Origin of the sequence: Streptomyces sp. NPDC001663 (genome assembly GCF_042893105.1) — a bacterium.
Classification (GTDB): Bacteria; Actinomycetota; Actinomycetes; order Streptomycetales; family Streptomycetaceae; genus Streptomyces.
This window is the reverse complement of the sequence record NZ_JBIAUR010000018.1, coordinates 13,635-37,528: the sequence shown is the minus strand read 5'-3', so window position 1 is coordinate 37,528 and position 23,894 is coordinate 13,635. Positions and strand designations below refer to the sequence as shown.

Annotated in this window: 18 protein-coding genes; 4 read left to right on the top strand and 14 right to left on the bottom strand. The window is 70.6% G+C overall.

The window, feature by feature from the left end; genetic code table 11:
• The first annotated feature begins 11 nt into the window (after window positions 1–11).
• From ACFY1L_RS43135 to ACFY1L_RS43125, 3 genes are read left to right on the top strand one after another with little or no spacing between them, the layout of a single operon-like run.
• Window positions 12–527 carry a PadR family transcriptional regulator gene (locus ACFY1L_RS43135; protein ID WP_388837870.1) on the top strand — a complete coding sequence of 172 codons (516 nt, stop codon included), beginning with the start codon at window positions 12–14 and terminating at the stop codon, window positions 525–527.
• Window positions 524–1,276, top strand: a complete 753-nt coding sequence (locus ACFY1L_RS43130; RefSeq protein WP_388837867.1) for an ABC transporter ATP-binding protein — start codon at window positions 524–526, stop codon at window positions 1,274–1,276. Before ACFY1L_RS43135 ends, ACFY1L_RS43130 begins: the two co-directional genes overlap by 4 nt.
• Window positions 1,277–1,312: 36 nt before the next feature.
• Window positions 1,313–4,258: an FtsX-like permease family protein gene (locus ACFY1L_RS43125; RefSeq protein ID WP_388837864.1), complete on the top strand. Its 2,946-nt coding sequence runs from the start codon at window positions 1,313–1,315 to the stop codon at window positions 4,256–4,258.
• A 100-nt stretch (window positions 4,259–4,358) separates the two neighbouring features.
• Here the strand turns inward: ACFY1L_RS43125 and pgi are convergent, their stop codons facing one another.
• From pgi to ACFY1L_RS43060, 13 genes are all read right to left on the bottom strand, one after another.
• Window positions 4,359–6,014, bottom strand: a complete 1,656-nt coding sequence (pgi, locus tag ACFY1L_RS43120) for a glucose-6-phosphate isomerase (protein WP_388837861.1) — start codon at window positions 6,012–6,014, stop codon at window positions 4,359–4,361.
• A gap of 72 nt (window positions 6,015–6,086) precedes the next feature.
• A complete protein-coding gene (locus ACFY1L_RS43115; protein WP_388837858.1) occupies window positions 6,087–7,355 on the bottom strand; it encodes an MFS transporter in 1,269 nt (422 codons plus the stop codon).
• A 135-nt stretch (window positions 7,356–7,490) separates the two neighbouring features.
• Complete coding sequence (locus ACFY1L_RS43110) at window positions 7,491–7,826, bottom strand: RNA polymerase-binding protein RbpA (protein ID WP_003976875.1); 336 nt, start codon at window positions 7,824–7,826, stop codon at window positions 7,491–7,493.
• Between the two features lie 211 nt (window positions 7,827–8,037).
• Window positions 8,038–8,268: a preprotein translocase subunit SecG gene (secG, locus tag ACFY1L_RS43105; protein ID WP_356348840.1), complete on the bottom strand. Its 231-nt coding sequence runs from the start codon at window positions 8,266–8,268 to the stop codon at window positions 8,038–8,040.
• 101 nt (window positions 8,269–8,369) lie between these two features.
• Complete coding sequence (gene tpiA / locus ACFY1L_RS43100; protein ID WP_388837855.1) at window positions 8,370–9,146, bottom strand: triose-phosphate isomerase; 777 nt, start codon at window positions 9,144–9,146, stop codon at window positions 8,370–8,372.
• A 6-nt stretch (window positions 9,147–9,152) separates the two neighbouring features.
• A complete protein-coding gene (locus tag ACFY1L_RS43095) occupies window positions 9,153–10,364 on the bottom strand; it encodes a phosphoglycerate kinase (RefSeq protein ID WP_388837852.1) in 1,212 nt (403 codons plus the stop codon).
• Between the two features lie 131 nt (window positions 10,365–10,495).
• Entirely contained in the window at window positions 10,496–11,503 is a 1,008-nt protein-coding gene (gene gap / locus ACFY1L_RS43090) for a type I glyceraldehyde-3-phosphate dehydrogenase (protein ID WP_361277620.1), read from the bottom strand.
• A 227-nt stretch (window positions 11,504–11,730) separates the two neighbouring features.
• Window positions 11,731–14,685, bottom strand: a complete 2,955-nt coding sequence (locus ACFY1L_RS43085; RefSeq protein WP_388837848.1) for a M14 family zinc carboxypeptidase — start codon at window positions 14,683–14,685, stop codon at window positions 11,731–11,733.
• A 166-nt stretch (window positions 14,686–14,851) separates the two neighbouring features.
• Window positions 14,852–15,841, bottom strand: a complete 990-nt coding sequence (gene whiA / locus ACFY1L_RS43080; RefSeq protein ID WP_031057649.1) for a DNA-binding protein WhiA — start codon at window positions 15,839–15,841, stop codon at window positions 14,852–14,854.
• Window positions 15,832–16,899, bottom strand: a complete 1,068-nt coding sequence (gene yvcK, locus ACFY1L_RS43075) for a uridine diphosphate-N-acetylglucosamine-binding protein YvcK (protein ID WP_388837846.1) — start codon at window positions 16,897–16,899, stop codon at window positions 15,832–15,834. Before yvcK ends, whiA begins: the two co-directional genes overlap by 10 nt.
• On the bottom strand, window positions 16,896–17,864 hold the full coding sequence (gene rapZ / locus ACFY1L_RS43070) for an RNase adapter RapZ (protein ID WP_388837844.1): 969 nt from the start codon (window positions 17,862–17,864) through the stop codon (window positions 16,896–16,898). Before rapZ ends, yvcK begins: the two co-directional genes overlap by 4 nt.
• Window positions 17,861–19,921, bottom strand: a complete 2,061-nt coding sequence (gene uvrC, locus ACFY1L_RS43065) for an excinuclease ABC subunit UvrC (RefSeq protein WP_388837841.1) — start codon at window positions 19,919–19,921, stop codon at window positions 17,861–17,863. Before uvrC ends, rapZ begins: the two co-directional genes overlap by 4 nt.
• A 53-nt stretch (window positions 19,922–19,974) precedes the next feature.
• Complete coding sequence (locus ACFY1L_RS43060) at window positions 19,975–20,649, bottom strand: response regulator (RefSeq protein ID WP_388837838.1); 675 nt, start codon at window positions 20,647–20,649, stop codon at window positions 19,975–19,977.
• Window positions 20,650–20,862: 213 nt separating this feature from the next.
• Between ACFY1L_RS43060 and ACFY1L_RS43055 the strand changes: the two genes are divergently transcribed.
• Window positions 20,863–21,024, top strand: a complete 162-nt coding sequence (locus ACFY1L_RS43055; RefSeq protein ID WP_361277626.1) for a hypothetical protein — start codon at window positions 20,863–20,865, stop codon at window positions 21,022–21,024.
• Window positions 21,025–21,131: 107 nt separating this feature from the next.
• On the opposite strand, the gene ACFY1L_RS43050 is transcribed toward ACFY1L_RS43055, so the two are convergent.
• Complete coding sequence (locus ACFY1L_RS43050) at window positions 21,132–23,885, bottom strand: PAS domain S-box protein (RefSeq protein WP_388837834.1); 2,754 nt, start codon at window positions 23,883–23,885, stop codon at window positions 21,132–21,134.
• Window positions 23,886–23,894 lie beyond the last annotated feature (9 nt).

The following is a 23,894-nucleotide window of genomic DNA, read 5'->3' as shown; positions in this document are numbered from 1 at the left end:
GGACAGCACGAGTGCGCCTGCCCCTCCTGGCACTCCTGGCACGCGGTCCGGCCCACGGCTACGAGCTCAAGCAGGACCTTGAGCAACTGCTGGGCTCCGCGTACCCTCAGCCGAATGTCGGCCAGATCTACGTAACCCTCGGCCGCCTCGAGAAGCAAGGGCTGATCGAGGGCGAGGACGTGGAGCAGTCGAACCGGCCCAACAAAAAGGTCTACCACCTCACCGAATCCGGGCGGGAGGCGCTGCGCGCCTGGTTCGAGGAGCCCGAGGACGAGCCGCGGGTACGGGACGAGTTCTTCATGAAGCTGGCGCTCGCCCCACAGACCGGTCTCGCCGAGCAGATCGCCCTGATCAACAAGCAGCGGCGTCAGTACCTCAACACCATGCGGCAGCTGTCGAAGCTGGCCGCCGCCGAAGACCGCGACAACCGCATCGCGCACCTGCTGATCGAGGGCGCGATGCTGCACCTGCAGGCCGACCTCGACTGGCTGGAACGGTGTCAGGAAGAGCTGGAGGAGCTGGAGTGAGCGACAGTCCCGCTCCCGTGCTGCACGCCGAGGGCCTGGTCAAGACGCACTACGGCGAGGGCGCACCGGCCCATGCCGTGCGCGGAGTCGATCTCTGCGTCCGGCAGGGCGAGTTCGTGGCCGTCACCGGTCCGTCCGGGGCCGGCAAGTCGACCCTGCTGCACCTGCTGGGCGGGCTGCAGCGGCCGGACGGCGGCAGCATCCGGCTGGACGGCGAGCGCACGGACGCGTGGAGCGAGGCGCGCTGGGCCGTGGAGCGCAGGAAGCGGATCGGGATCGTCTTCCAGTTCTTCAACCTCGTGTCGAATCTGTCGGTCGCCGACAACGTGGAGCTGCCGGCGCTGCTGGCCGGGGTGCCGCCGAAGCAGGCGCGCGCCGAGCGCGTTGAGCTGCTGGCCGAGCTGGGGCTCGACGGCAAGGACCGCAGCCTGCCGGGCGAACTGTCCGGCGGTGAACAGCAGCGGGTCGCCCTGGCCCGCGCCCTGGTCAACCACCCCCCGCTGCTGCTGGCCGACGAACCCGCGGGCAGCCTGGACAGCAAGGGCACCCGCGAGGTGATGCGGCTGCTGTCCCGCTTCCACCAGCGTGGTCAGACGATCGTGCTGGTCACCCATGACGCCCGGCTGGCCAGCGCCGCGGACCGGGTGATCTGCTTCTTCGACGGCCGGATAGCCGACGACGCGGAGCTGGACGGCGCTCCGGTGTCCCGCAGGGGCGGGATATCCGGGGTGCTGGAGCTCAAGGACTGAGATGCGGCTCTACGACCGCCGGAAGGGCTGATCCCCGTGCGAGCCACGTTGCGCTGGGCGCACTCCGATCTGCGGACGCACCGGGGCGAGGCGCTGTTCCTCGTCCTCGCCACCGCCGGGATCGTGGTGTCGCTGCTGCTGGCCACGGCCCTGTTCGGCTACGCCACCAACCCCTGGCAGCGCGTCTTCACACAGGAGCGCGGGGCGCACGTGGTGCTGCACACGAGCGAGTCGGCGAAGGTGCGGAAGCTGGCGGGTCTCGACGGCGTCGAGTCCGTCGCCGGTCCCTACGCCGTCGCGTCCACCACGCTCGCCTCCCGCGGCACGCGCGCCTCCGTCGAGCTCCGTGCCACACCCGAGCACCTCACCGTCGGCCGGCCGCAGCTCACCTCCGGCCGCTGGCTGGACCCAGCGACACCCGACGGGGTCGTCCTGGAGACCCGCCTCGCCCGCGCGCTGCTCGCCGAACCGGGCGACCGGCTCACCGTGCCGGGTTCGAAGCGGATCGTGACCGTTGTGGGAGTGGCCGACAGCGCCGAGCCCCGCTACCGCCCGAGCGAGCAGCCGGGCCTGGTCTGGGCCCTCCCCTCCGCCGTGTCCCACCCCACCGGCAAGGTCATCGGCCTGCGCCTGACCGACCCCGACGACACGGACTACGCCGTCCAGCGCGCCGTCACCGTCCTGGGCGCCGGAGCCATCGGCGAGGTCTCCACCTGGCAGCAGGCACGCGCCGAGGCACAGGGCGACAACCGGCTCCTCGGCCAGGTACTGGGCCTGTTCGGACTGGGCGCCCTGGTGGCCGCCGGCCTCGCCGTCCACGGCGCCATCGCCACCCGCATCCGCGGCCACCTGCGCGACATCTCGGTCCTCAAGGCCATCGGCTTCACCCCGGGCCAGGTCGTCCGCGTGTTCCTGCTTCAGCACATCGCCTACGCGGTCCTCGGCGCCGCGACCGCCGCAACGCTCACCCAGGCCCTGGGCAGCCACTTCCCCGGCCGCCTCGGAGACGCCCTCAGCGTCTGGCAGGGCCTGCCCGGCAACACGGTGACCCTCGTCGCCATCCCGGTGGGCGCGGTCCTGTTCATCGGCGCGACGACGGGCCTGGCGGCTTGGCGGGCGGGGCGGATACCTCCGGTTCCGACGGTGCGGCCGGTGGCTGCTGGGCGCGGATCGCGGCGGGCGCCTGGGGTGCGGTCTGCGGTGGGGGCGCCGTCTGCACCCGGGGTGCGGTCTGCGGAGAGGCCGCAAGCCGCCGCTCCGTCCGAACTCCGCGCGACGACTGCGGCGGGCGCGGCGTCGTCGGATGCCGAAGCCTCCGGGCCCGGGTTGCGCACCACCACTCCCTCCGGCGAACCGCTCTCCGGTCCAACGCACGGCGGCTCCGGACCCCGCCCTGCGGCTCCCCCCGGTGGACGTCTCTCCGGCTTGCTACGGCGGACACTCAGCCTTCGCCCCACCGCTCCCGTCGGCGAACCGCCCACCGCCCCCGCGAGCACCACGCCCGGCCCGGACACCTCCGCTCCCTCCGCCGAACCGCTCTCCGGCTCGACGCACGGCGGCTCCGGACCCCACCCTGCAGCCCCCTCCGGCGGACGTCAGTCCGGCTTGCTACGGCGGACACTCAGCCTTCGCCCCACCGCTCCCGTCGGCGAACCGCCCGCCAACCCCGCGAGCACCACGCCCGGCCCGGACACCTCCGCTCCCTCCGCCGAACCGCTCTCCACCTCCGCACACCGTGCATCCGTACCAAACCCCACCGCCCTCGCCGGCGAGCTGACCACCACCGCCGCAAGCCGTTCCGTCGGGCTGGGCCCCGTCGTCCCGGGCGGTGGGCGGCTCTCCGGCGCCGCCCGGCGGGCGCTCGGGATGGGGCTGCCGCCCGCGCTCGTGCTGGGGTGGCACACCGCTTTCACCCGGCAGCTGCGGTCCCTGGCCACGGCGGCCCGGCTGGCGCTGCCGCTGTTGCTGATCGTCGTGGCGATGAGTGCCTGGACCACCATCGACCGCTTCCACAGCAGGCCCGAGCAGATCGGGCTGCCCGCCGCGCTCAGCGTCCACGCGGACGCCGGCCTGAGCGACCGGGACACCCGCGCCCTGCTGGCCCGCGATCCGCAGGTCGCCGCCGCCTACCCGGGCGTCGAGGTGGCCGCCCTCGTCCCCGGCCAGACGGCCACGATCGCGCTGCGCGGCCTGGGCACCCACCAGGACCCCTACCCCTTCACCCTGGCCGATGGGCGCCCCGCGCGCGGCAGCGACGAGGCCGTGGCCGGGCAGGGCCTCCTCGACCTGCTGGACGCGCATGTCGGCGACTGGGTACGGATAACCGTCGGCGACCAGCCGCAGATCCTGCACATCGTGGGCCGCAGCATCGAACCGGAGAACGCCGGCCGGGTCATCTCCACCTCCCTCGACACCCTCCGCGAGAACGACCCGGGCCTGACCCCCACCCTCTACCAGCTCCGACTGCGCCCCGGCGCCGACCCGCACACCGTCGCCGACCACCTGACCACAGCCGGACACGGACACCTGGACGTGCACGCCGTGACCAATCCGGCCGACGGGCTCTCGCCCCTGCGCGCAGTGGTCCTCGGCCTGATCGTCGTCCTGGCCCTGATCGGGCTCATCGAGCTGCTCACCGCGATCGGCGGCACCGTCCGCGAGGGGGAACGCGACCTGATCGCCCTCAAGGCCATCGGTCTGACCCCACGCCAGATCACCGCGATCACCGTCACGGCCACGGGCTGCACCGCCCTGGTCGCCGTCCTCGCCGGTACCGCCCTGGGCACCCCCCTCGCCCACTGGCTGATCAACGCCCAGGGCAGATCGAGCGGCATCGGCGCGGGCATCGCCCAGAGCCCGTCCCCGGTACTCCTGGTGCTGTTCGGCACGGCAGCGGTACTGGGAGCGGCAGCGCTGGCCGCCCTCCCGGCAGCACGCGCGACCCGACGCCGCCTCGCGGACACGCTGAGCGCGGTGGCCTGAGCGGACGGACCGGGTTCCCGGAGAGCTTGACGGTTCGCCGGGGAGCTACGGGAAGCGGGCCCCGACTCTCCGCCCGCTCCCCGCACCAGTGGCGGCGGCGTTACTTCCGCCCGCGCAACTCCCGGTACTTGGCGACCAGGGCCTTGCTGGAGGCGTCCAGCCCCGCCACCTCCGCGCCCTCGGTGAGCGCGGGCTCGACCCGCTTGGCCAGCACCTTGCCGAGCTCGACACCCCACTGGTCGAAGGAGTCGATGTTCCACACCGCGCCCTGCACGAACACCTTGTGCTCGTACAGCGCCACCAACTGGCCGAGCACGGACGGCGTCAGCTCCCGCGCGAGAATCGTCGTCGTCGGATGGTTGCCCTTGAACGTCTTGTGCGCCACCAGCTCCTCCGACACCCCCTCCGCCCGCACCTCGTCCGGCGTCTTGCCGAAGGCCAACGCCTGTGTCTGGGCGAAGAAGTTCGCCATCAACAGATCGTGCTGCGCCTTCAGCCCGTCACTCAGCTCGGCGACCGGCTCCGCGAACCCGATGAAGTCCGCCGGGATCAACTTCGTGCCCTGGTGGATGAGTTGGTAGTACGCGTGCTGCCCGTTGGTGCCCGGCGTACCCCACACCACCGGCCCGGTCTCCCAGTCGACCTCCCGCCCGTCCCGGCCGACGTACTTACCGTTGGACTCCATGTCCAGCTGCTGCAGATACGCCGTGAACTTGGACAGGTAGTGGCTGTAGGGCAGCACCGCATGCGACTGCGCGTCGTGGAAGTTGCCGTACCAGATCCCCAACAGGCCAAGCAGCAAAGGCACGTTGGACTCGGCGGGAGCCGTGCGGAAGTGCTCGTCGACGAGCCGGAACCCGTCCAGCATCTCCCGGAAGCGGTCCGGACCGATGGCGATCATCAGCGACAGACCGATCGCCGAGTCGTACGAGTACCGTCCGCCGACCCAGTCCCAGAACTCGAACATGTTGACCGTGTCGATGCCGAAGTCGGCGACCTTCTCGGCGTTGGTCGAGAGGGCCACGAAGTGCTTGGCCACGGCCTCCTGACCGGCCTTCAGCTCGCCGAGCAGCCACTCGCGCGCCGAGGTCGCGTTCGTGATCGTCTCGATCGTGGTGAACGTCTTGGAGGCGATGATGAACAGCGTCTCCGCCGCGTCCAGGTCACGGGTCGCCTCGTGCAGGTCGGCGCCGTCGACGTTCGACACGAAGCGGACGGTGAGATCGCGGTCGGTGTAGCTGCGCAGGACCTCGTACGCCATCGCCGGGCCCAGGTCGGAGCCGCCGATACCGATGTTGACGACGTTCTTGATGCGCTTGCCGGTGTGGCCGGTCCAGGCGCCGGAGCGGACCCGGTCGGCGAAGTCGGCCATCTTGTCGAGCACCGCGTGCACACCGGGGACGACGTTCTCCCCGTCGACCTCGACGACCGCGTCGCGCGAGGCCCGCAGCGCGGTGTGCAGCACGGCCCGGTTCTCGGTCGTGTTGATCTTCTCGCCGCGGAACATGGCGTCCCGCAGGCCGAACACATCGGTGGCTGCGGCCAGCTCGCGCAGCAGCCGCAGGGTCTCGTCGGTGACGAGGTGCTTGGAGTAGTCGACGTACAGGTCGCCGACCTGGAGCGTGTACCCGGAGCCGCGGCCCGGGTCGGCGGCGAACAGCTCCCGCAGGCCCGCCTCGCCGAGCTCCTCACGGTGCTTGGCCAGCGCGGTCCACTCGGGCGTCTGGTTGAGCCTGGTACGGCCGTCTGCGTTCATTTCCGACTTCAGCCTTCTTTCCTGCCGGTCCCTGCTGCGTACCTTGCCCCGCTGCCGTTCCAACCTAGTTGATCAGCGCGTGACGTGACCTGTCGTGGCGTCGTCGTGCGGTGCAACAACAGGTACGTCCCGCTTGCGCGCAGGTATCAGTGCGAGCACCGACAGGACGAAGAAGGCGGCGGTGAGCAGCGCGGGCGTGTTCAGGCCCCAGGCGGTGGCGACGGCGCCGCCGAGCAGGGCGCCGAGCGGCGCTCCGGCGACGGCCAGGGTGCGGAAGGCGGAGCTGACCCGGCCCAGCATGTCGGCGGGGGTGCGGTGCTGCATGAGGGTCGTCGTGTTGACGTTCCACACCATGCCCATGAAGCCGAAGACGGCGAGGGCCGCCATCATCGCGGTCAGGCTGCGTACGGAGCCCATGACGACGAGGGCGCCGATCTGCACGAGGCCGGCCAGCAGCACGGCCCGCATCGGACCGAGCCGCACGGTGATCCGCCGGTTCACCGCTCCCCCGGCCAGGCCGCCGACGGTGTACGCGGTGGACGCCGCCGCGTATCCGGCGGTGCCCGCGTCCAGCCAGCCGGTCACCAGGATCACCAGCGTCGCGATCAGGGCGCCCATGCCGATGTTGCACAGGGCGGTCGCCGTGCACAGTCCGCGCAGGGCCCGGTCGCGCCACAGGGTGCGCAGCCCCTCCGCGATCTCCCGCCGCAGAGTGCTGCCCGCCGGTCTGGTCCCTTGGTCGGGCGCCTCGGTCCGTAGCGTGGCGACCAGCGCGGCCGCCACCAGGAAGGTCGCCGCGTCGGCCACGAAGGGAACGGCTGCTCCCGCGGCGATCAGCAGTGGCACCACGGGCGCCCCGAGCAGGCCGCCCGCGATCTTCTGTCCGGTCATGAGCCTGGCGTTGGCACTGCCGAGCGCCTCGCGGTCCACGAGCGCGGGCAACAGGGCCGTGGAGGCGTTGTCGAAGAGTGTCTGAAGGGTGGTCAGGACGAAGGCGAGCCCGATGAGCAGCGCTATCGACGCGTGACCGAGTGCGACGGCCACCGCGAATGCGGCGACGAGCAGCCCTCGTACCGCATCGACCGTCCACATGGCACGTCGCTGGTCCACCCGGTCCGCGACGGCGCCGCCGAGCAGCCCGAAGACGATCCAGGGCAGGTAGCCGCAGGCGGTCACGGACGCGATGAGCAGGGGCCGGTCCGTCAGCGAGGCGGCGAGCAGCGGCAGCGCCGCACCCCGCAGCGCATCCCCGAACCGGGACACCACAGCGGCACTCCACAGCCGCCCGAACCCCCCGCGCCACGCGGGCGCAAGCACGCCCGCAGAGTCGACCGTCGTCACTGCTCCCCCTCACGATTCGCCGATGCACAAACCGTAGAGGGCAGCACTGACAATCGGCCGCGGAGCGACAAGCGGCGGCCGGTTCACGAACAAGTCCGGCCAGGCACCCCTCGGTGCCCGGCCGGATCCCAACTCCTAGATTTCGCCCCGCAGTTTGGCGAGCGCCTCGGCGAGGATCGCCTCGCCGTCCGCGTCGCTGCGCCGCTCCCGCACATACGCGAGGTGCGTCTTGTAGGGCTCGGTGCGCGGCGGGTCCGGCGGGTTGTCCCGGTCCTGACCGGCCGGGAAGCCACAGCGCGGGCAGTCCCAGGTTTCGGGCACCTGCGCGTCGCTGGCGAAGCTGGGCTGCGTCTCGTGCCCGTTGGAGCACCAGAAGGAGATGCGCAGACGCGGCGCGGACTCGCCGCGCTCGGCCTCGCCCATCGGCCCCGCCCCGACCCGGCTTCCTCGGATCGCGTTGCCACTTGCCACGGTCGTAACTCCCTGCGTGATGGTGCCGCAAAGCGAGTCGGCGTTTCGCTTCGCTGCGAGCGCCTCAGTCTACGTAAGGCCCAACGCGCGTCCAGTGATTGGAGTTACAGCCCCCACACCTAGACGCAAGCCCCATGATAGGCCGCGCTCAGCTGCGCGTACCGAACATGGGGCCTTACGTGCGGAATGTACGTGCTGTGTGCGTAGCTGCTCAGCTGTTCGTCTTCATGATGATGCCGAGTACGACAATGCACGCGAACCACAGCAGACCCACCACAATGGTGATGCGGTCGAGGTTGCGCTCGGCGACCGAGGAGCCGCCGACGGACGACTGCATGCCGCCACCGAACATGTCGGACAGGCCGCCGCCCTTCCCCTTGTGCATCAGCACCAGCAGCATCATCAGCAGGCTGAAGACGATCAGGGCGATCGAGAACCCCAAAACCACGGCTGGACCAACTTCCTCGGATTCGGATAACGACGGGGGCATAGCGCCATGGCTATGCCCCCGCAAGGGTACGACGTATCGCCGCTACCGCATACTCACTGGTCGCGGAAGCGCACGATCTTGACGAACTCGTCGGCATCGAGCGACGCACCGCCCACGAGCGCACCGTCGATGTCGGCCTGCGCCATGATCTCGGCGACGTTGCCGGCCTTGACGGAGCCGCCGTACTGGATGCGGACCCGGTCGGCCAGCTCCTGGGTGTACAGCTCGGCGATCTTGCCGCGGATGGCGGCGCAGACCTCCTGGGCGTCCTCGGCGCCGCAGACCTTGCCGGTGCCGATGGCCCATACGGGCTCGTAGGCGATCACGACGGTCTCGGCCTGCTCGGCCGGGAGGTCCTTCAGGCCGCCCTCGACCTGGGCGAGCGTGTGCGTGACGTGGTTGCCCGCCTCGCGGACCTCGAGCTCCTCGCCGACGCACAGGATCGGGGTCAGGCCGTGCTTGTAGGCGGCCTTGACCTTGGCGTTGACCAGCTCGTCGGTCTCGTTGTGGTACTGACGGCGCTCGGAGTGGCCGATGGCCACGTACGTGCACTTCAGCTTGGCCAGCATCGCACCGGAGATCTCGCCGGTGTAGGCGCCGGAGTCGTGCGCCGAGAGGTCCTGGGCGCCGTACTTGATCTTGAGTTTGTCGCCGTCGACCAGGGTCTGCACGGAGCGCAGGTCGGTGAAGGGCGGCAGGACGGCGACCTCGACGGCCTCGTAGTCCTTGTCGGCCAGGGCGAACGCGAGCTTCTGGACGTGCGCGATGGCCTCGAGGTGGTTGAGGTTCATCTTCCAGTTGCCCGCCATGATCGGCGTGCGCGTGCTCATAAGGGGTCAGTCCTCCAGTGCGGCGAGGCCGGGGAGCGTCTTGCCCTCGAGGTATTCGAGGGAGGCGCCGCCACCGGTCGAGATGTGGCCGAATGCGTTCTCGTCGAAGCCCAGGAGGCGCACGGCCGCGGCGGAGTCGCCGCCGCCGACGACCGTGAAGGCCGGGGAGTCGAGGAGGGCCTGGGCGACCGCCTTGGTGCCCTCGGCGAAATCGGGGTGCTCGAAGACGCCCATCGGGCCGTTCCAGAAGACGGTGGCGGCGTCGGTGATCTTCGAGGCGTACAGTTTGCGGGACTCCGGACCGATGTCCAGGCCCATCTGGTCGGCGGGTACGGCGTCCGCGGCGACGGTGACGGGGTTCGTCGGCGCCTTGGTCTTCAGGTCCGGGAACGCCGGAGCGGCCACCACGTCGACGGGCAGCACCAGCTCGACGCCGGTCTTCTCGGCGCGCTCGATGTACTCCAGGACCGCCGGGATCTGGTCCTCCTGCAGGAGGGACGTGCCGATCTCGTAGCCCTTGGCCTTGAGGAAGGTGTAGGCCATGCCGCCGCCGATGAGCAGGCGGTCGGCCTTGCCCAGCAGCTGGTCGATGACGGCGAGCTTGTCGGAGACCTTGGCACCGCCGAGCGCGACGACGTACGGGCGCTGCACGTCCTCGGTGAGCTTCTTCAGTACGGCGACCTCGCCTGCGATGAGGTAGCCGGCGGCGTGCGGCAGACGCGCCGGAAGGTCGAAGACCGAGGCGTGCTTGCGGTGCACCGCGCCGAAGCCGTCGCCCACGTAGACGTCCGCGAGGGCCGCGAGCTGGTCGGCGAACTCGCCGCGCTCGGTGTCGTCCTTGGAGGTCTCGCCCGCGTTGAAGCGCAGGTTCTCGATGACCGCGACCTGGCCGGGCTGGAGGCCGTTCACGGCGTCGTGGGCGGCCGGGCCGACGGTGTCCTGGGCGAACGCGACCGGGGCGCCGAGGAGTTCACCGAGGCGCTCGGCGGCAGGCAGCAGCGAGAAGGCGGGGTCCGGGGCACCCTTGGGGCGGCCCAGGTGCGAGGCGACGACCACCTTGGCGCCCGCCTCGGCAAGGGCCTTGATGGTCGGCAGTACGGCGCGGATGCGGCCGTCGTCGGTGATGAGGCCGTCGGCGAGCGGCACGTTGAGGTCGGCGCGGACGAAGACCCGCTTGCCGTCCACGCCTTCGGCGAGAAGTTCGTCGATCGTCTTCATGTGAGGACTCCTGGTGAGGGCTGCTCTGATCGTACGAGGGCTGCTGCGTACGTGAGTCAGGGCCCGGGCGGCGCGTCCCTGCGCTGCCCGAGCCCTGCGTTCACATCTGGGTGCCTGCTCTGTGGATCAGATCAGAGCTGGTTGCCCACGAAGACCGTGAGGTCGACGAGGCGGTTGGAGTAGCCCCACTCGTTGTCGTACCAGCCGAGGATCTTCACCGACTTGCCCTCCTGGACCATGGTCAGGGAGGAGTCGAAGGTGCAGGAGGCCGGGTCGCTGACGATGTCCGAGGAGACGATCGGGTCCTCGGTGTACGCCAGGTAGCCCTGGAGCTCACCCTCGGAAGCCTTCTTGAACGCGGCGTTGACCTCGTCCTTGGTGACCTCGCGCTCCAGCTCCACGACCAGGTCGGTCGCCGAACCGGTGGGGACCGGGACGCGCATCGCGATGCCGTCGAGCTTGCCCTTGAGCTGGGGCAGGACCAGGGCGGTGGCCTTGGCGGCACCGGTCGTGGTCGGGATGATGTTCTCCGCGGCGGCGCGGGCGCGGCGCAGGTCGGAGTGCGGGAAGTCCAGGATGCGCTGGTCGTTCGTGTAGGCGTGGACCGTGGTCATCAGGCCCTTGACGATGCCGAAGTTCTCGTCGAGAACCTTGGCCATCGGCGCCACACAGTTGGTGGTGCAGGAGGCGTTGGAGATGACGTGGTGCTTGGCCGCGTCGTACTTGTTCTCGTTGACGCCCATCACGATGGTGATGTCCTCGTCCTTGGCCGGAGCCGAGATGAGGACCTTCTTGGCGCCGCCCGCGATGTGCTTCTCGGCGTCGGCCTTCTTCGTGAAGATGCCGGTCGACTCGACGACGATGTCGACGCCCAGCTCGCCCCACGGGATGTCGGCGGGGTTGCGCTCGGACAGGACCTTGATGGTCTTGCCGTCGACGGTGATCGTGTCTGCGGTGTGCGAGACCTCGGCCTTGAGGCGGCCCAGGATGGTGTCGTACTTCAGCAGGTGGGCGGTGGTCGCGGTGTCACCCAGGTCGTTGACAGCCACGATCTCGATGTCAGCACCCTGCTCCAGCAGTGCGCGGAAGTAGTTGCGACCGATACGACCGAAGCCGTTGATGCCTACGCGGATCGTCACGAACCGATCTCCTCGTTGGTACGCCGGCCATGCGGTGCCGGCGAGCTCTGTTTGGGATGTCCCCGACCACCCCCGACCCTACCTCCCTGAGGGCCCCGGAGTGACATCGAGATGCCGCATACACGGGCAGGCGGTCCGTACCCGCCAGTAGGGGACGGACCGCCCGGGCCGGAAGGCCGGATCACTCGTTTTGACTAGGGTGAGCTAGTCATCGTTGACCAGGTAGTTCACCCTTCCAGGGCCGTGAGTGCCTTCTTGACGAGGGAATTGCGGTCCGCGGCAGCGGTGACGTGCTCCAGGCCGAAGCCCAGCAGCACAGTCCGGTCGGTGGTGACGGCGCCGTACGTCCTGAACAGCGCTCCGGTGCGCGCCCAGTCCTTGAGCGCTGCCGGGCTGCCCGCGGGCGGGCCGGGCACGCTCCAGGCGCCGAGCGACGTCTCGAAGCCCTCGGTCTGGGTCGCCGTGCCGCCGACGACGAGCGAGGCGTCGTCGGCGAGGACGCCGTGGCCGCCGGTGCCGGGGTCGGTGACGTAGCTGATCGAGACCTCGATCGACTTGCCCGCGTAGGCGCTCAGGTCGAAGTTCACCTGCTGCCAGCCGTTGGAGGCGCCGGTCAGGGCGTTCCAGGAACCGGACGTGCCGCTCGCGGTGCAGTCGTTGCCGGACAGCGTCAGGTAGTGCTTCAGCCAGGGGTGCTCGCCGACGTAGAAGCCGGCTCCGCACTCCGCGGGGACGGCGGTGCTGGTCGCGCCGCCCGCCTCGGGGAGCGTGGTCCAGTCGTCGGCGCCCACGGTGTGGACCTCGACGACGGCGTTGTCGTAGCCGGGCTCGGTGTCCCAGAGCAGCTGGGTGCGCAGGGTGGGCCTGTCGGCCGCGGCGACACCGCTGAGGTCGACGGTGCGGGTCAGGCGCTTGTACGCGTCGTCGGTGTGGACGGCGGCCGCCATGTAGGAACCCGCGTACGGCCCGTACGGGTTGACGGTGCCGGCGAACTGGCCCGCGCCCGCGCTCGCGAACTGCGGGTACTTGTCGACGGGCAGTTCCTCGGAGGTGACGCCGTAGGTGCCCGCCCTGTCGAGCGGGTTGCCGGGCGCCGCGCCGAGGGCCCCGCTGAAGCCGTCGAGCTTGCCGGAGCCGGTGAAGCCGGTGGCCCCGGGGGTCGACGTACGCGAATAGGCGCCCAGGTAGTACTGGCTGAAGTCGTTCGAAAGGGTGCCGCCGCCGAGGTCGACGAAGCCGCCGGCCTGCTCGCCCGCCTCGATCAGCTTGCCGCCCTCGTTGAGATAGGCGCGCAGCTGGAGCTGGGTGGCGTTGCCGGGGACGCCCGCGCCGGTGTAGTGGACGACCGTCCTGAAATGCTTCAGCACGCCGAGCGCGTCGGGCGCGCCCTGGGTGGCCACGTCCCAGACGATCGCCTTGCGGCCGTTGGCCTTCAGCGCGTCCACGTACGTCTGCGCCTGTGTGGCGGCCGCGCCCTCCTCGGCGACGACGAGCGTGTCGGCCTTGGCCCGCTGGGCGACGGTGTACGTGAAGTGCTCGCTGGAGACCTTCTTGCCGCTCCTGGTCCTACCGGTGAACCACACCTCGACCTTGTCGCCCGGGTCGCCGTCCTGGACCTTGGCCCGGTACTCGTCGAAGTGGATGTTGTCGTCACCGCCGTAGGTCTCGCCGCCCTTCCAGGCCCTGAGCGCCATGTCCTGCGTACGGCCGCCGTTGACGCGGTACTTGAGCTCCTTGTCCCGCACGGACTTGCGTACGACGACGGAGACCTGCTGGTCGGCGCCGCGGGAGTACGACGTGGCGAACTTGGCCGGGGTGAAGTCGGCCGCGCTCAGGCCGAGCGACGAGGACGGCGTGTCGGGATGCGCGGCGGTCTCGGCGACCGAGAGCGCGAACGGGATGTTCTTCGTGAACTCCTGCTGGATCAGCTTCTCGTCGTCCGGGAAGTTGAACACGGACTGGCAGTCGGCCGCCTTCCACTGGTCGTTCGGGTCGATGTCCGAGGCGGTCTCGCAGGTCGACATCTCGGGGGTGAACATCGACATGCCGTTGACGTTCCCCGCGTGGCCGTCCGCCTCGCCGTTGGTGGTGTACAGCTCCGAGGAGACCTGCGGGCGGTAGCCGGGGATCGCCGAGTTGTCGGGCGTACCGGCGAGGGCCTTGTAGATCACGTCGTCGGGCGTCGGAGTGGCCACCTGCCAGCCGACGCCGTAGAGGAGGAGTTCGGCGGCGGAGTGGTAGTTGATGCCGTACGAGAAGCCGATGCGCTTCTCGAAGGCGTCGATCGCCTTGGTCTCGGGCTCCGAGCCGGGGCTCGCTCCGCGGTAGGTCTGGCTGGTGGGGTTGGGGGACGAACCCTCGTCGTCGTATCCCCACTTGTAGGCGAAGTTGCGGTTGAGGTCGACGCCGTCGCCGGTGGAGATGACACCGTCGCCGTTGACGTCCCGCAGGTTCTTGCGCCACAGGCGGGTGTCGGAGTTCTGGAACGTGTAGTCGTAGCCGTCGGGGTTGGCGGAGATCACGAACCACAGCTCGGTGGAGTCGACGATCTTCTTGATGCGCTTGTCCGTCTTGTAGTTGTCCAGGTAGTAGTGCATCAGACGCCGGGTCATCTCCGGCGTGATCCACTCACGCGCGTGCTGGTTGGACATGTAGAGGACGGAGGGCTTGGAGCCGTCCTTGGACTTCTTCGCACCCTTGGTCAGTTTGAGCGCGAGGATGTCCTGGCCGTTGATCGTCTTGCCGATGGAGACGACCTTGGTGAGGCCGGGGTTCTCCTGCCCGGTCCGGACGATCTCCTGCTTCAGGCCGCCGCTTGTGCCGTACGGGCGGAACACGCCCTCGGCGGCGGCGTCGACGCGCTTCTCGGCCTTGGCCGAAAGCGTGTGCTCGGTAAGGTCGACGCCCTGCTTCTCAAGCGACTTGGCCTGCTGGTCGGTGAGGTAGACCTCGACGGTTGCCTTGCCCTTCGCGGGCACCGTCTCACCGAGTTCGTGGCCGTCCTGTCCGGCCGCCAGCAGCAGGGGTACCTGCTTGGCGGTGACATCGGCGCGGAAGACCTTGACCTCGTCGGTGTCGGTCCCCTGCGAACTACCGTTCTGCGCCTGGGCGATGGGTGCGAGGCTCGCTCCGCCGATCAGGAGCGCGCCGACAGCGAGGATCGATCTCGCTCTATGTCTCATGAACCCCCCTAGCAGTGGTTCGCCACAGCAGCGAACTGTTGCCAGGCTCATGACACTTCATGATCGAGTCAAGGGCGCCTCAAGGACAGACAAACGCCGGTGCCGACGCCCAAGTGGGCGTCGGCACCGGCGTGTTGAGCGATCTTCGCGAGCGGGCCGCCGCGAGTCAGCCGACCAGGTTGTCGGCCATCTCCTCGGTGATGCTGGACTCCGTGCCCGGGATGCCGAGGTCGGAGGCGCGCTTGTCGGCCATCGCCAGCAGACGGCGGATACGGCCGGCGACGGCGTCCTTGGTCAGCGGCGGGTCGGCGAGCGCGCCCAGCTCCTCAAGCGAGGCCTGCTTGTGCTCCATGCGCAGGCGCCCGGCGGCCGCGAGGTGCTCGGGCACGTCGTCGGCGAGGATCTCCAGCGCGCGCTGGACACGGGCACCGGCGGCGACCGCCGCGCGCGCGGAGCGGCGCAGGTTGGCGTCGTCGAAGTTGGCGAGACGGTTCGCCGTCGCGCGCACCTCGCGGCGCATCCGGCGCTCCTCCCAGGCGAGCACCGACTCGTGCGCGCCGAGGCGGGTGAGCAGGGCGCCGATCGCGTCGCCGTCGCGGACGACCACGCGATCCACACCGCGCACCTCGCGTGCCTTCGCCGCGATCGACAGCCGGCGGGCGGCGCCGACCAGGGCGAGCGCGGCCTCGGGGCCCGGGCAGGTCACCTCCAGGGAGGAGGAGCGGCCGGGTTCGGTGAGCGAGCCGTGTGCCAGGAAGGCGCCGCGCCAGGCCGCCTCCGCGTCACAGGTCGCGCCGGAGACCACCTGCGGGGGCAGGCCGCGGATCGGGCGGCCGCGGCCGTCCACCAGGCCGGTCTGCCGGGCCAGCTGGTCACCGCCCGCGACCACCCGCACCACGTAACGCGATCCCCGGCGCAGCCCGCCGGGTGCCATCACGATCAGCTCCGAGCTGTGGCCGAAGATTTCCAGGATGTCCCGCTTCAGGCGGCGCGCCGCCATCGCCGTGTCCAGCTCCGCCTCGATCACGATGCGCCCGCTGACCAGATGGAGGCCGCCGGCGAACCGCAGAATGGCGGAGACCTCCGCCTTCCTGCAGCAGGTCCGGGTGACGGGGAGCCGGGAGATCTCGTCCTTCACCGCTGCCGTCATCGCCATGGGCCGATCCTTCCATGCATCCGAAAAATACGGTCGTACGCGGCGGCCAGCAGCTCCGGGTCGTGCCGCGGAGTTCCGTCCCTCCGGGCCACCGGCGCCAGCTCGACCGCCGCACCGAGCCGCTTGGCGGCCTCGGTGAGCACGTCGCGGTCGGGCACGGCGGCCTCGTCGGCCAGCACCACGTCCAGGGCGAGTTTAGGGGCGTGTCGTCCCAAAACCTCCAAATGACGCTGCGGGGAGAAACCTTCGGTTTCCCCGGGCTGCGGGGCGAGGTTCAGCGAGAGTACCCGGCGCGCCTTCGTCTCGGTGAGGGCGTCCAGCAGTTCCGGCACGAGCAGGTGCGGGATGACGGAGGAGAACCAGGAGCCGGGGCCGAGCACCACCCAGTCCGCGTCCAGGACCGCCTCGACGGCCTCGGGGACAGCGGGCGGGTCGTGCGGCACGAGATGCACGGACTGCACTTCACCGGGGGTGAGGGCCACGTTCGCCTGGCCGCGCACGGTGTCGATGTCTTCCGGCCGGTCCGGCTGGTGCCCCTTGACGAGGGCCTGCAGCTCCAGGGGTACGGCGGACATGGGCAGTACGCGCCCGTGCGCGCCGAGGAGCTTGCCGACCAGGTCGAGGGCCTGGACGTGGTCGCCGAGCTGCTCCCAGAGGGCGACGATCAGGAGGTTGCCGACCGCGTGTTCGTGCAGGTCGCCCTTGGACTGGAAGCGGTGCTGGATGACGCGGGCCCAGGTCTGGCCCCAGTCGTCGTCGCCGCACAGCGCGGCCAGCGCCTTGCGCAGGTCGCCGGGCGGGAGCACGCCCAGCTCGTCACGGAGGCGGCCGCTGGAGCCGCCGTCGTCGGCCACGGTGACGACGGCGGTGAGGTCGCCGGTGATCCGGCGCAGCGCGGCGAGCGAGGCGGACAGGCCCATGCCGCCGCCGAGGGCGACCACCTTGGGCTGGGCGCCGCGGCGGCGCGGCCGGGCGCCGCGGGCCTCGACGGGCTTGCTCGCGCGTCCCTCGGGCACCGCACGGCGCAACCTGCTCAGCCGCAGAGAACGTTCCGTCATTCGCGTCCCATGTCCCGGTGCACGACCACCGTCTCCACACCCTCGGCCGCGAGGCGCGCGGCGAGCTTCTCCGAGGTGGCCACCGAACGGTGCTTGCCGCCCGTACAGCCGATCGCGATGGTCACGTACCGCTTGCCCTCGCGGCGGTAACCGGCCGCGATGAGCCTCAGCAGCTCGGCGTAGCGGTCGAGGAACTCCTTGGCACCGGGCTGGTTGAAGACGTACGCCGACACCTCCTCGTTGAGGCCGGTGAAGGGGCGCAGCTCCGGGACCCAGTGCGGGTTGGGCAAGAAGCGCATGTCCGCGACCAGGTCGGCGTCGACCGGGAGGCCGTACTTGAAGCCGAAGGACATGACGGTGGCCCGCAGCTCGGGCTCCTCCTCGCCGGCGAACTGGGCGTCCATCTTGGCGCGCAGCTCGTGCACGTTGAGGCTGGAGGTGTCGATCACCAGGTCGGCGTCGCCGCGCAGCTCGCGCAGCAGCTCGCGCTCGGCGGCGATGCCGTCGACGATGCGGCCGTCGCCCTGGAGGGGGTGCGGGCGGCGCACCGACTCGAAGCGGCGCACCAGGGCCTCGTCGGAGGACTCCAGGAAGACGATCCGCCGGGTGACGTGCTTGGCCTCCAGATCGGCGAGGGACTCACGGAGGTTGTCGAAGAAGCGGCGGCCGCGGACGTCGACGACGACCGCGATCCTGGCCACGTTGCCCTGCGAGCGGGCCCCGAGCTCCACCATGGTGGGGATCAGCGCCGGCGGCAGGTTGTCGACGACGAACCAGCCGAGGTCCTCCAGACACTTGGCGGCCGTCGAGCGGCCTGCCCCGGACATGCCGGAGATGATCACCAGCTCGGGGATCGCGGCCTCCGGGACTCCGGTCGCCTCGTTGGTCGTGCCCGTACTCACCTGTGCTCCGTCTCCGGCTTGGCCCTGTTGCGCGTCTTGCCCGTCGTGCTTGTTCACATTCATGTCTCCTGCCCCCGTCGTTCGTCCGGGGCGCCCGTCGTCACGGGCTCCCCACTGGAACCCATGGTGCCGGGTTCCTCCTCCATGATCTCTCCAGTCGCCGTGTTGACGGCCGGTGCGGCCGGGGCCGCCTGGGCGAGGGCCACGGCGATCGTCTCGGCCGTCTTGCGGCCTATGCCGGGGACCTCGCAGATCTGGTCGATGGTGGCGGACCGAAGTTTCTTCAACGAACCGAAGTGTTTAAGAAGTGCCTGCCTGCGCGTGTCTCCCAGGCCGGGCACGTCGTCCAGGGGGCTGGCGCGGAAGCGCTTGGCCCGCTTGGTGCGCTGGTAGGTGATCGCGAAGCGGTGGGCCTCGTCGCGGACGCGCTGCAGCAGGTAGAGGCCCTCGCTGGTGCGGGGCAGGACCACCGGGTCGTCGTCCTCCGGCAGCCACACCTCCTCCAGGCGCTTGGCGAGACCACACACGGCGACGTCGTCGATGCCGAGCTCGTCCAGAGCCTTCTTGGCCGCCGCGACCTGCGGCTGTCCGCCGTCGACGACGACGAGCTGGGGCGGGTAGGCGAACTTCTTGGGGCGGCCGTCCTCGTCCTTGAGGCCGTTGTCGAGGTCACCGGCGAGGCCGTCCTCGTGGCCGTCGTCCACCCACTCGCCGGTCTTCTCCTTCTCGGCGAGATAGCGCCGGAAGCGGCGGGTGATCACCTCGTGCATGGAGCGGACGTCGTCCTGCCCCTCGAAGCCCTTGATCTGGAAGCGGCGGTACTCGCTCTTGCGCTGCAGGCCGTCCTCGAAGACGACCATGGAGGCCACGACGTCGTCGCCCTGGAGGTGCGAGATGTCGTAGCACTCGATCCTGAGGGGGGCGCTGTCGAGGTCGAGGGCCTCGGCGATCTCCTCCAGGGCACGCGAGCGTGTGGTGAGGTCGGAGGCGCGCTTGGTCTTGTGCAGCACGAGCGCCTGCTGGGCGTTGCGCTCCACCGTCTCCATCAGGGCCTTCTTGTCGCCGCGCTGCGGGATGCGCAGGGAGACGTTGGAGCCGCGGCGCTCGGCGAGCCACTCCTGGACGGGCTCGACGGGGTCGGGCAGGGCCGGGACGAGCACCTCCTTGGGGACGGAGTCGCCCTTCTCCTCGCCGTAGAGCTGCTGCAGGGCGTGCTCGACGAGGGCGCCGGTGGTGATCTCCTCGACCTTGTCGGTGACCCAGCCGCGCTGGCCGCGCACGCGTCCGCCGCGCACGTGGAAGATCTGGACGGCCGCCTCCAACTCGTCCTCGGCGACCGCGATCAGGTCGGCGTCGGTCGCGTCGGCGAGCACGACCGCGTTCTTCTCCATGGCCTTCTTCAAGGCCTCGATGTCGTCGCGCAGGCGGGCCGCCCGCTCGTACTCCATCTCCTCGGCCGCTTCCGCCATCTGCTTCTCCAGACGGCGGATGTACGTCCCCGTACGGCCGGCCATGAAGTCGCAGAACTCCTCGGCCAGTTCGCCGTGCTCCTCGGCGGAGACGCGGCCGACGCAGGGGGCGGAGCACTTGCCGATGTAGCCGAGCAGGCAGGGGCGGCCGGTGCGGGCGGCGTTCTTGAAGACGCCGGCCGAGCAGGTGCGTACGGGGAAGACGCGCAGCAGCAGATCGACGGTGTCCCGGATCGCCCACGCGTGCCCGTACGGCCCGAAGTAGCGCACGCCCTTGCGCTTTTGACCGCGCATCACCTGGACGCGCGGGAACTCCTCGTTCATGGTCACCGCGAGGTACGGATAGCTCTTGTCGTCGCGGTACTTGACGTTGAACCTGGGGTCGAACTCCTTGATCCAGGAGTACTCCAGCTGCAGGGCCTCGACCTCCGTGGACACCACGGTCCACTCCACGGACGCGGCCGTGGTGACCATGGTGCGGGTGCGGGGGTGGAGGCCTGCCAGGTCCTGGAAGTAGCTCGCCAGGCGCTGGCGCAGGCTCTTCGCCTTTCCGACGTAGATCACCCGGCGGTGCTCGTCACGGAACCTGTACACCCCCGGAGAGTCCGGGATCTCACCCGGCCTGGGGCGGTAGCTGGAGGGATCGGCCATGTCTCACACCCTACTGGCGAGGGCTGACAGTTCGACGGGCCTGTGGACAACGCCTAACGCGACTCCAGAAAGGTCAGCACGGCCAGCACCCGGCGGTGGTCGTCCGTGTCCTCCGTGAGGCTGAGTTTGCCCAGGATGCTGCGGACGTGTTTCTCGACGGTGCCTTCGGTGACCCACAGGCGGCGGCCGATGCCGGCGTTGGAGCGGCCCTCGGCCATGAGGGCCAGGACCTCGCGCTCCCGGGTGCTGAGGTGGGACAGGGGGTCGTCGCGGCGGTGGGCGGAGAACAGTTCCTGCACCAGGGAGGGGTCGACGACCGAACCGCCCCGGTGGATGCGCTCCAGGGCCTCGATGAACTCGTCGACGACCGTGACCCGGCTCTTGAGCAGGTAACCGATCTTGCGGCCGCTCGCCAGCAGCTCCAGGGCCTCCTCGACCTCGACGAACGCCGACAGGACGAGGATGCCGGTGTCGGGGTACCGCTCGCGGATCGTGCGCGCTGCCTTGAGGCCCTCGGTGGAGTGCTCCGGCGGCATTCTTATGTCGACGATCGCCAGGTCGGGGCGCTCGGCGCCGACCAGTTCCAGCAGGCCTGCAGCCTCACCCGCCTGCCCCACCACGGCGTATCCGACCCGTTCGCACAGGCTGGCCAGCCCCTCCCGGAGCAGCACGTCGTCGTCGGCGAGGACGACCCGTCCCCGCTCGGGCTGCTGCGATGCATCGTCCATGGCCCCGGCTCCCCTTGCCCGACCGATCGGTGCGCGCTCCCACAGCCTGCCCGACCCATGGGGTTACGGCTAGCCGGAAGCGGAATTGGGGGCTTGCCGTGACGACATGAAGACGTTCGCGGGCGATTCTCTTACCAGTGCAGATGCAGGTGGACCGGCCGGTTCGGGCGAGAGACCGAAGCAGGCGGGTCCCGGGTCGAAGGGCTGCGGTACATGCGCCGGACGCGGATCGAGAAGCAGCGGCGGTCGGTCCGTGCCCGCCGGTACACCGACGACACGCACGCGTGGAGCGACGCCCTCGACCCGAGGGACGCCGACATCGTGCGCGCCAAGCGCCTGCGACTTGCACAGGAGGGCGGCACGGGCCGCCCCTAGAGCCGGACGGACGCCTCTCCGTCCGACAGGACCGCCCGGAGCGTACGCGACGTCACCTGTTCAGGACTCCCCCGCCTGGACAACTCCCCTGCGTGCGCCTCGGGCGGTCACAAACCTTTCGGGGGCCCGCCCAGCGGCAGCCGTACGTGCACGGTCGTGCCCTCTCCCGGCGGGCTGGCGACCTCCAGCTTGCCGCCGATCGCCTCGACCCGGTCGATGAGCCCGATGAGGCCCGAACCGCGCCCGGGCTCGGCGCCGCCGACACCGTCGTCCCGGATGGTCAGCTCCAGAAGGTTGTCGTGGGTGCGGGCCTCCACCTGTACGACCTCGGCACGCGCGTACTTGGCGGCGTTGGTGAGGCATTCGGAGGCGACGTAGTAGACGGCGACCTCCGTCTGCTCCGCGAGCCGGCCCGGAGGCAGCCGCAGATCCAGCTCCACGGGCAGGGACGACCGGCGGGCGAGCGCCCGCAGCGCGGGTCCCAGGCCGCCCTTGGAGAGGATCGCCGGGTGGATGCCGCGCGCGACCTGCAGCAGGTCCTCGAAGGTGTCGTCCAGCCCCTTGGCGATGTGCTCCAGCTGCTCGGGGAGATCCTCGGGCTGCTCCTCCAACGTGGCCTGGGCCAGCCTGAGATCCAGCTGGAGCGAGACGAGCCGCTGCTGGACCCCGTCGTGCAGATCCCGTTCGATACGGCGCCGTGTGGCGTCGCCCGCGGCCACCACGCGCGCGCGTGACGCGGTGAGCTGGTCCCGGCTGTCGGCGTTGGCGATGGCGGTGGCGATGAGTTCGGTGAAGTCGGCCAGGCGCGACTCGGTCCCCTCCGGCAGCGACTTCAACGGGGAGGCCGCGACGACGAAGCCCCACAGCCGGTCGTCGACGACGATCGGCGCGGCGACGGCCCGGCCGACGCGGGCTCCGCGCCTCGTCCGGGACACCTCGTCGATGGCCTCGCGCGCCGCCCCACGGCGTTCCTCACGCGTGATCCTCTCGGCCTCGCCCGGCATCTCGTGCGCGGTCCCGAGGGTCCTGCGACTGCCGTCGGGCTCGTGGCGCAGGACGGCCGCGCTCGTGTTCAGCAGGGCTCCCACCTCCCGTGCCACCTTCGTGAACACGTCGTGGGGCGGGGCACCGCGAGCCACCAGGGTGGCGACACGGCGCAGCGCGGCCTGTTCGCGGGCGGCACGCCGGCTCTCGGTGACGTCGCGGGCGGCGGCGTAGATGAGCCCCTCCTCGGGGACGGGCCGGGCGCTCCACTGGAGCCAGCGCTCGGTGCCGTCGGCGCGCACATAGCGGTTCTCGAACTGGGCCAACTCGACGCCTTCGGCCAGCCGGGAGAGGGCCGCGCGCGTGTTGTCCCGGTCCTGCTCGTGGACGAACTCGATGAACGGCCGGGACAGAAGCGTTTCGCCCGCGTACCCGAGGGTTCGTTCGAAGGCCGGGTTGACGCGCTTGAAGTAGCCGTCGAGTCCGCTGATGCACAACAGGTCGAGGGAGAGGTCGAAGACGCTCTCCAGCTCCCGCTCGGCCTTCCTGCGCCGCCCGTGCGCCGCCGCGAAGGACGCCATGGTGCCGTTCATCCCCCGCAGCAGCTGGGCCCAGGTGCCGCTGAACGAGGCGACGTCGGCCCGGTGTTCGAGCCGGTTGTCGTCGACCGCCGTGTTCATGGCGCGGATCTCGGCGGCGAGCCGCTCGGTGGTCACATGGAGCTCGCGGAAGGTGTCGGCGACGACGCCGAGCTCATCGCGCCCCGAGTACTGGATGTCGTACGAGAGATCGCCGGACGACAGGGCCCGGGCGCCCTCGGAGACCTCGCTGAGGGGACGGGTGATCGAGCGCCGCAGGGCGAGGGCAAGGACGGTGACGACGACCAGTACGGCCAGGGAGGCGGCGAGATCGCGCTCCACGCGCGCGTAGGCGGTGTCCAGATCGTGGCCGGCCGCATCGGCGAGGTCGCGTGCGGACTGGTCCTGGATGCCGCGCAGGGAGTCGATGCGGGCCTTGGAGTCGGCCAGCCAGCGGTCGTACGTGGGCCAGGTGGCGCCCTCGGTTCCGGGTGCTCCCTCGAGCAGGGCGCGGACCTGGCGGACGGCCCGGCCGGGGGCCTGGAACTGTGCAGTGTTCAGCTGGGCCCGCAGCGCGCCCGAGGTGTTCTGCCGGAACTCCCTCAGCTGGGCCTCCTCCAGGGCGGCCCAGCGCCCGGCGGCGGTGGGCCACTTGGCTGGGGGCTTGTCGAGCAGAACGGCCAGCTCCACCCGCTCCCGTTCGGCGGCCTCGATGGCCGCCAGTATCGCGATGTGCGCGTCGGCCGCGCGGCCCGAGGCGCGGGTGGGGCGCCCCGATTCGAGGCCGGCGACGGTGTCGAGCAGGGTGTCCTCGATGCCCTGGTAGAGCTGTGTCAGAGTCGGAATGCCGAGCGAGCCGGTGTCCGTCTCGACGCGCACCTCGCGCAGCCGGCGCCGCACGGAGTCGAGCCGGCCGGCGACATCTGTGCCGGACCAGGACGCGGCCCGTTCGGCGGCCCGCCGCAGTGCGCGGCCGGTGAGCGCCTCGGCCTTCGACCGCTCGGCCAGGGTCACCGGGCCGGGACGCAGCCGGGCCTGTACGGCGGCGATGCGCTCCCGTGCGACAGCGTCGGAGACGTCGGTGGTGGCGAACGAGACCCGGGTCGCGGCGTGGAAGTCGTGCAGGGTCCGGGCCTCCCGCCACTCGGCCGCACCGCTGAAGGCGGTGAAGACCAGCAGTCCGGCGACCGGCAGCAGCACGAGGAGCATCAGCTTGCGGCCGACGCTCAGCCGGGCCAGGAGCGGGGCACGTCTCGTGGCCCGGGCGGGTCCGGGTCTTCTCACGAGCGGGCGGCGCATGACCGTTCC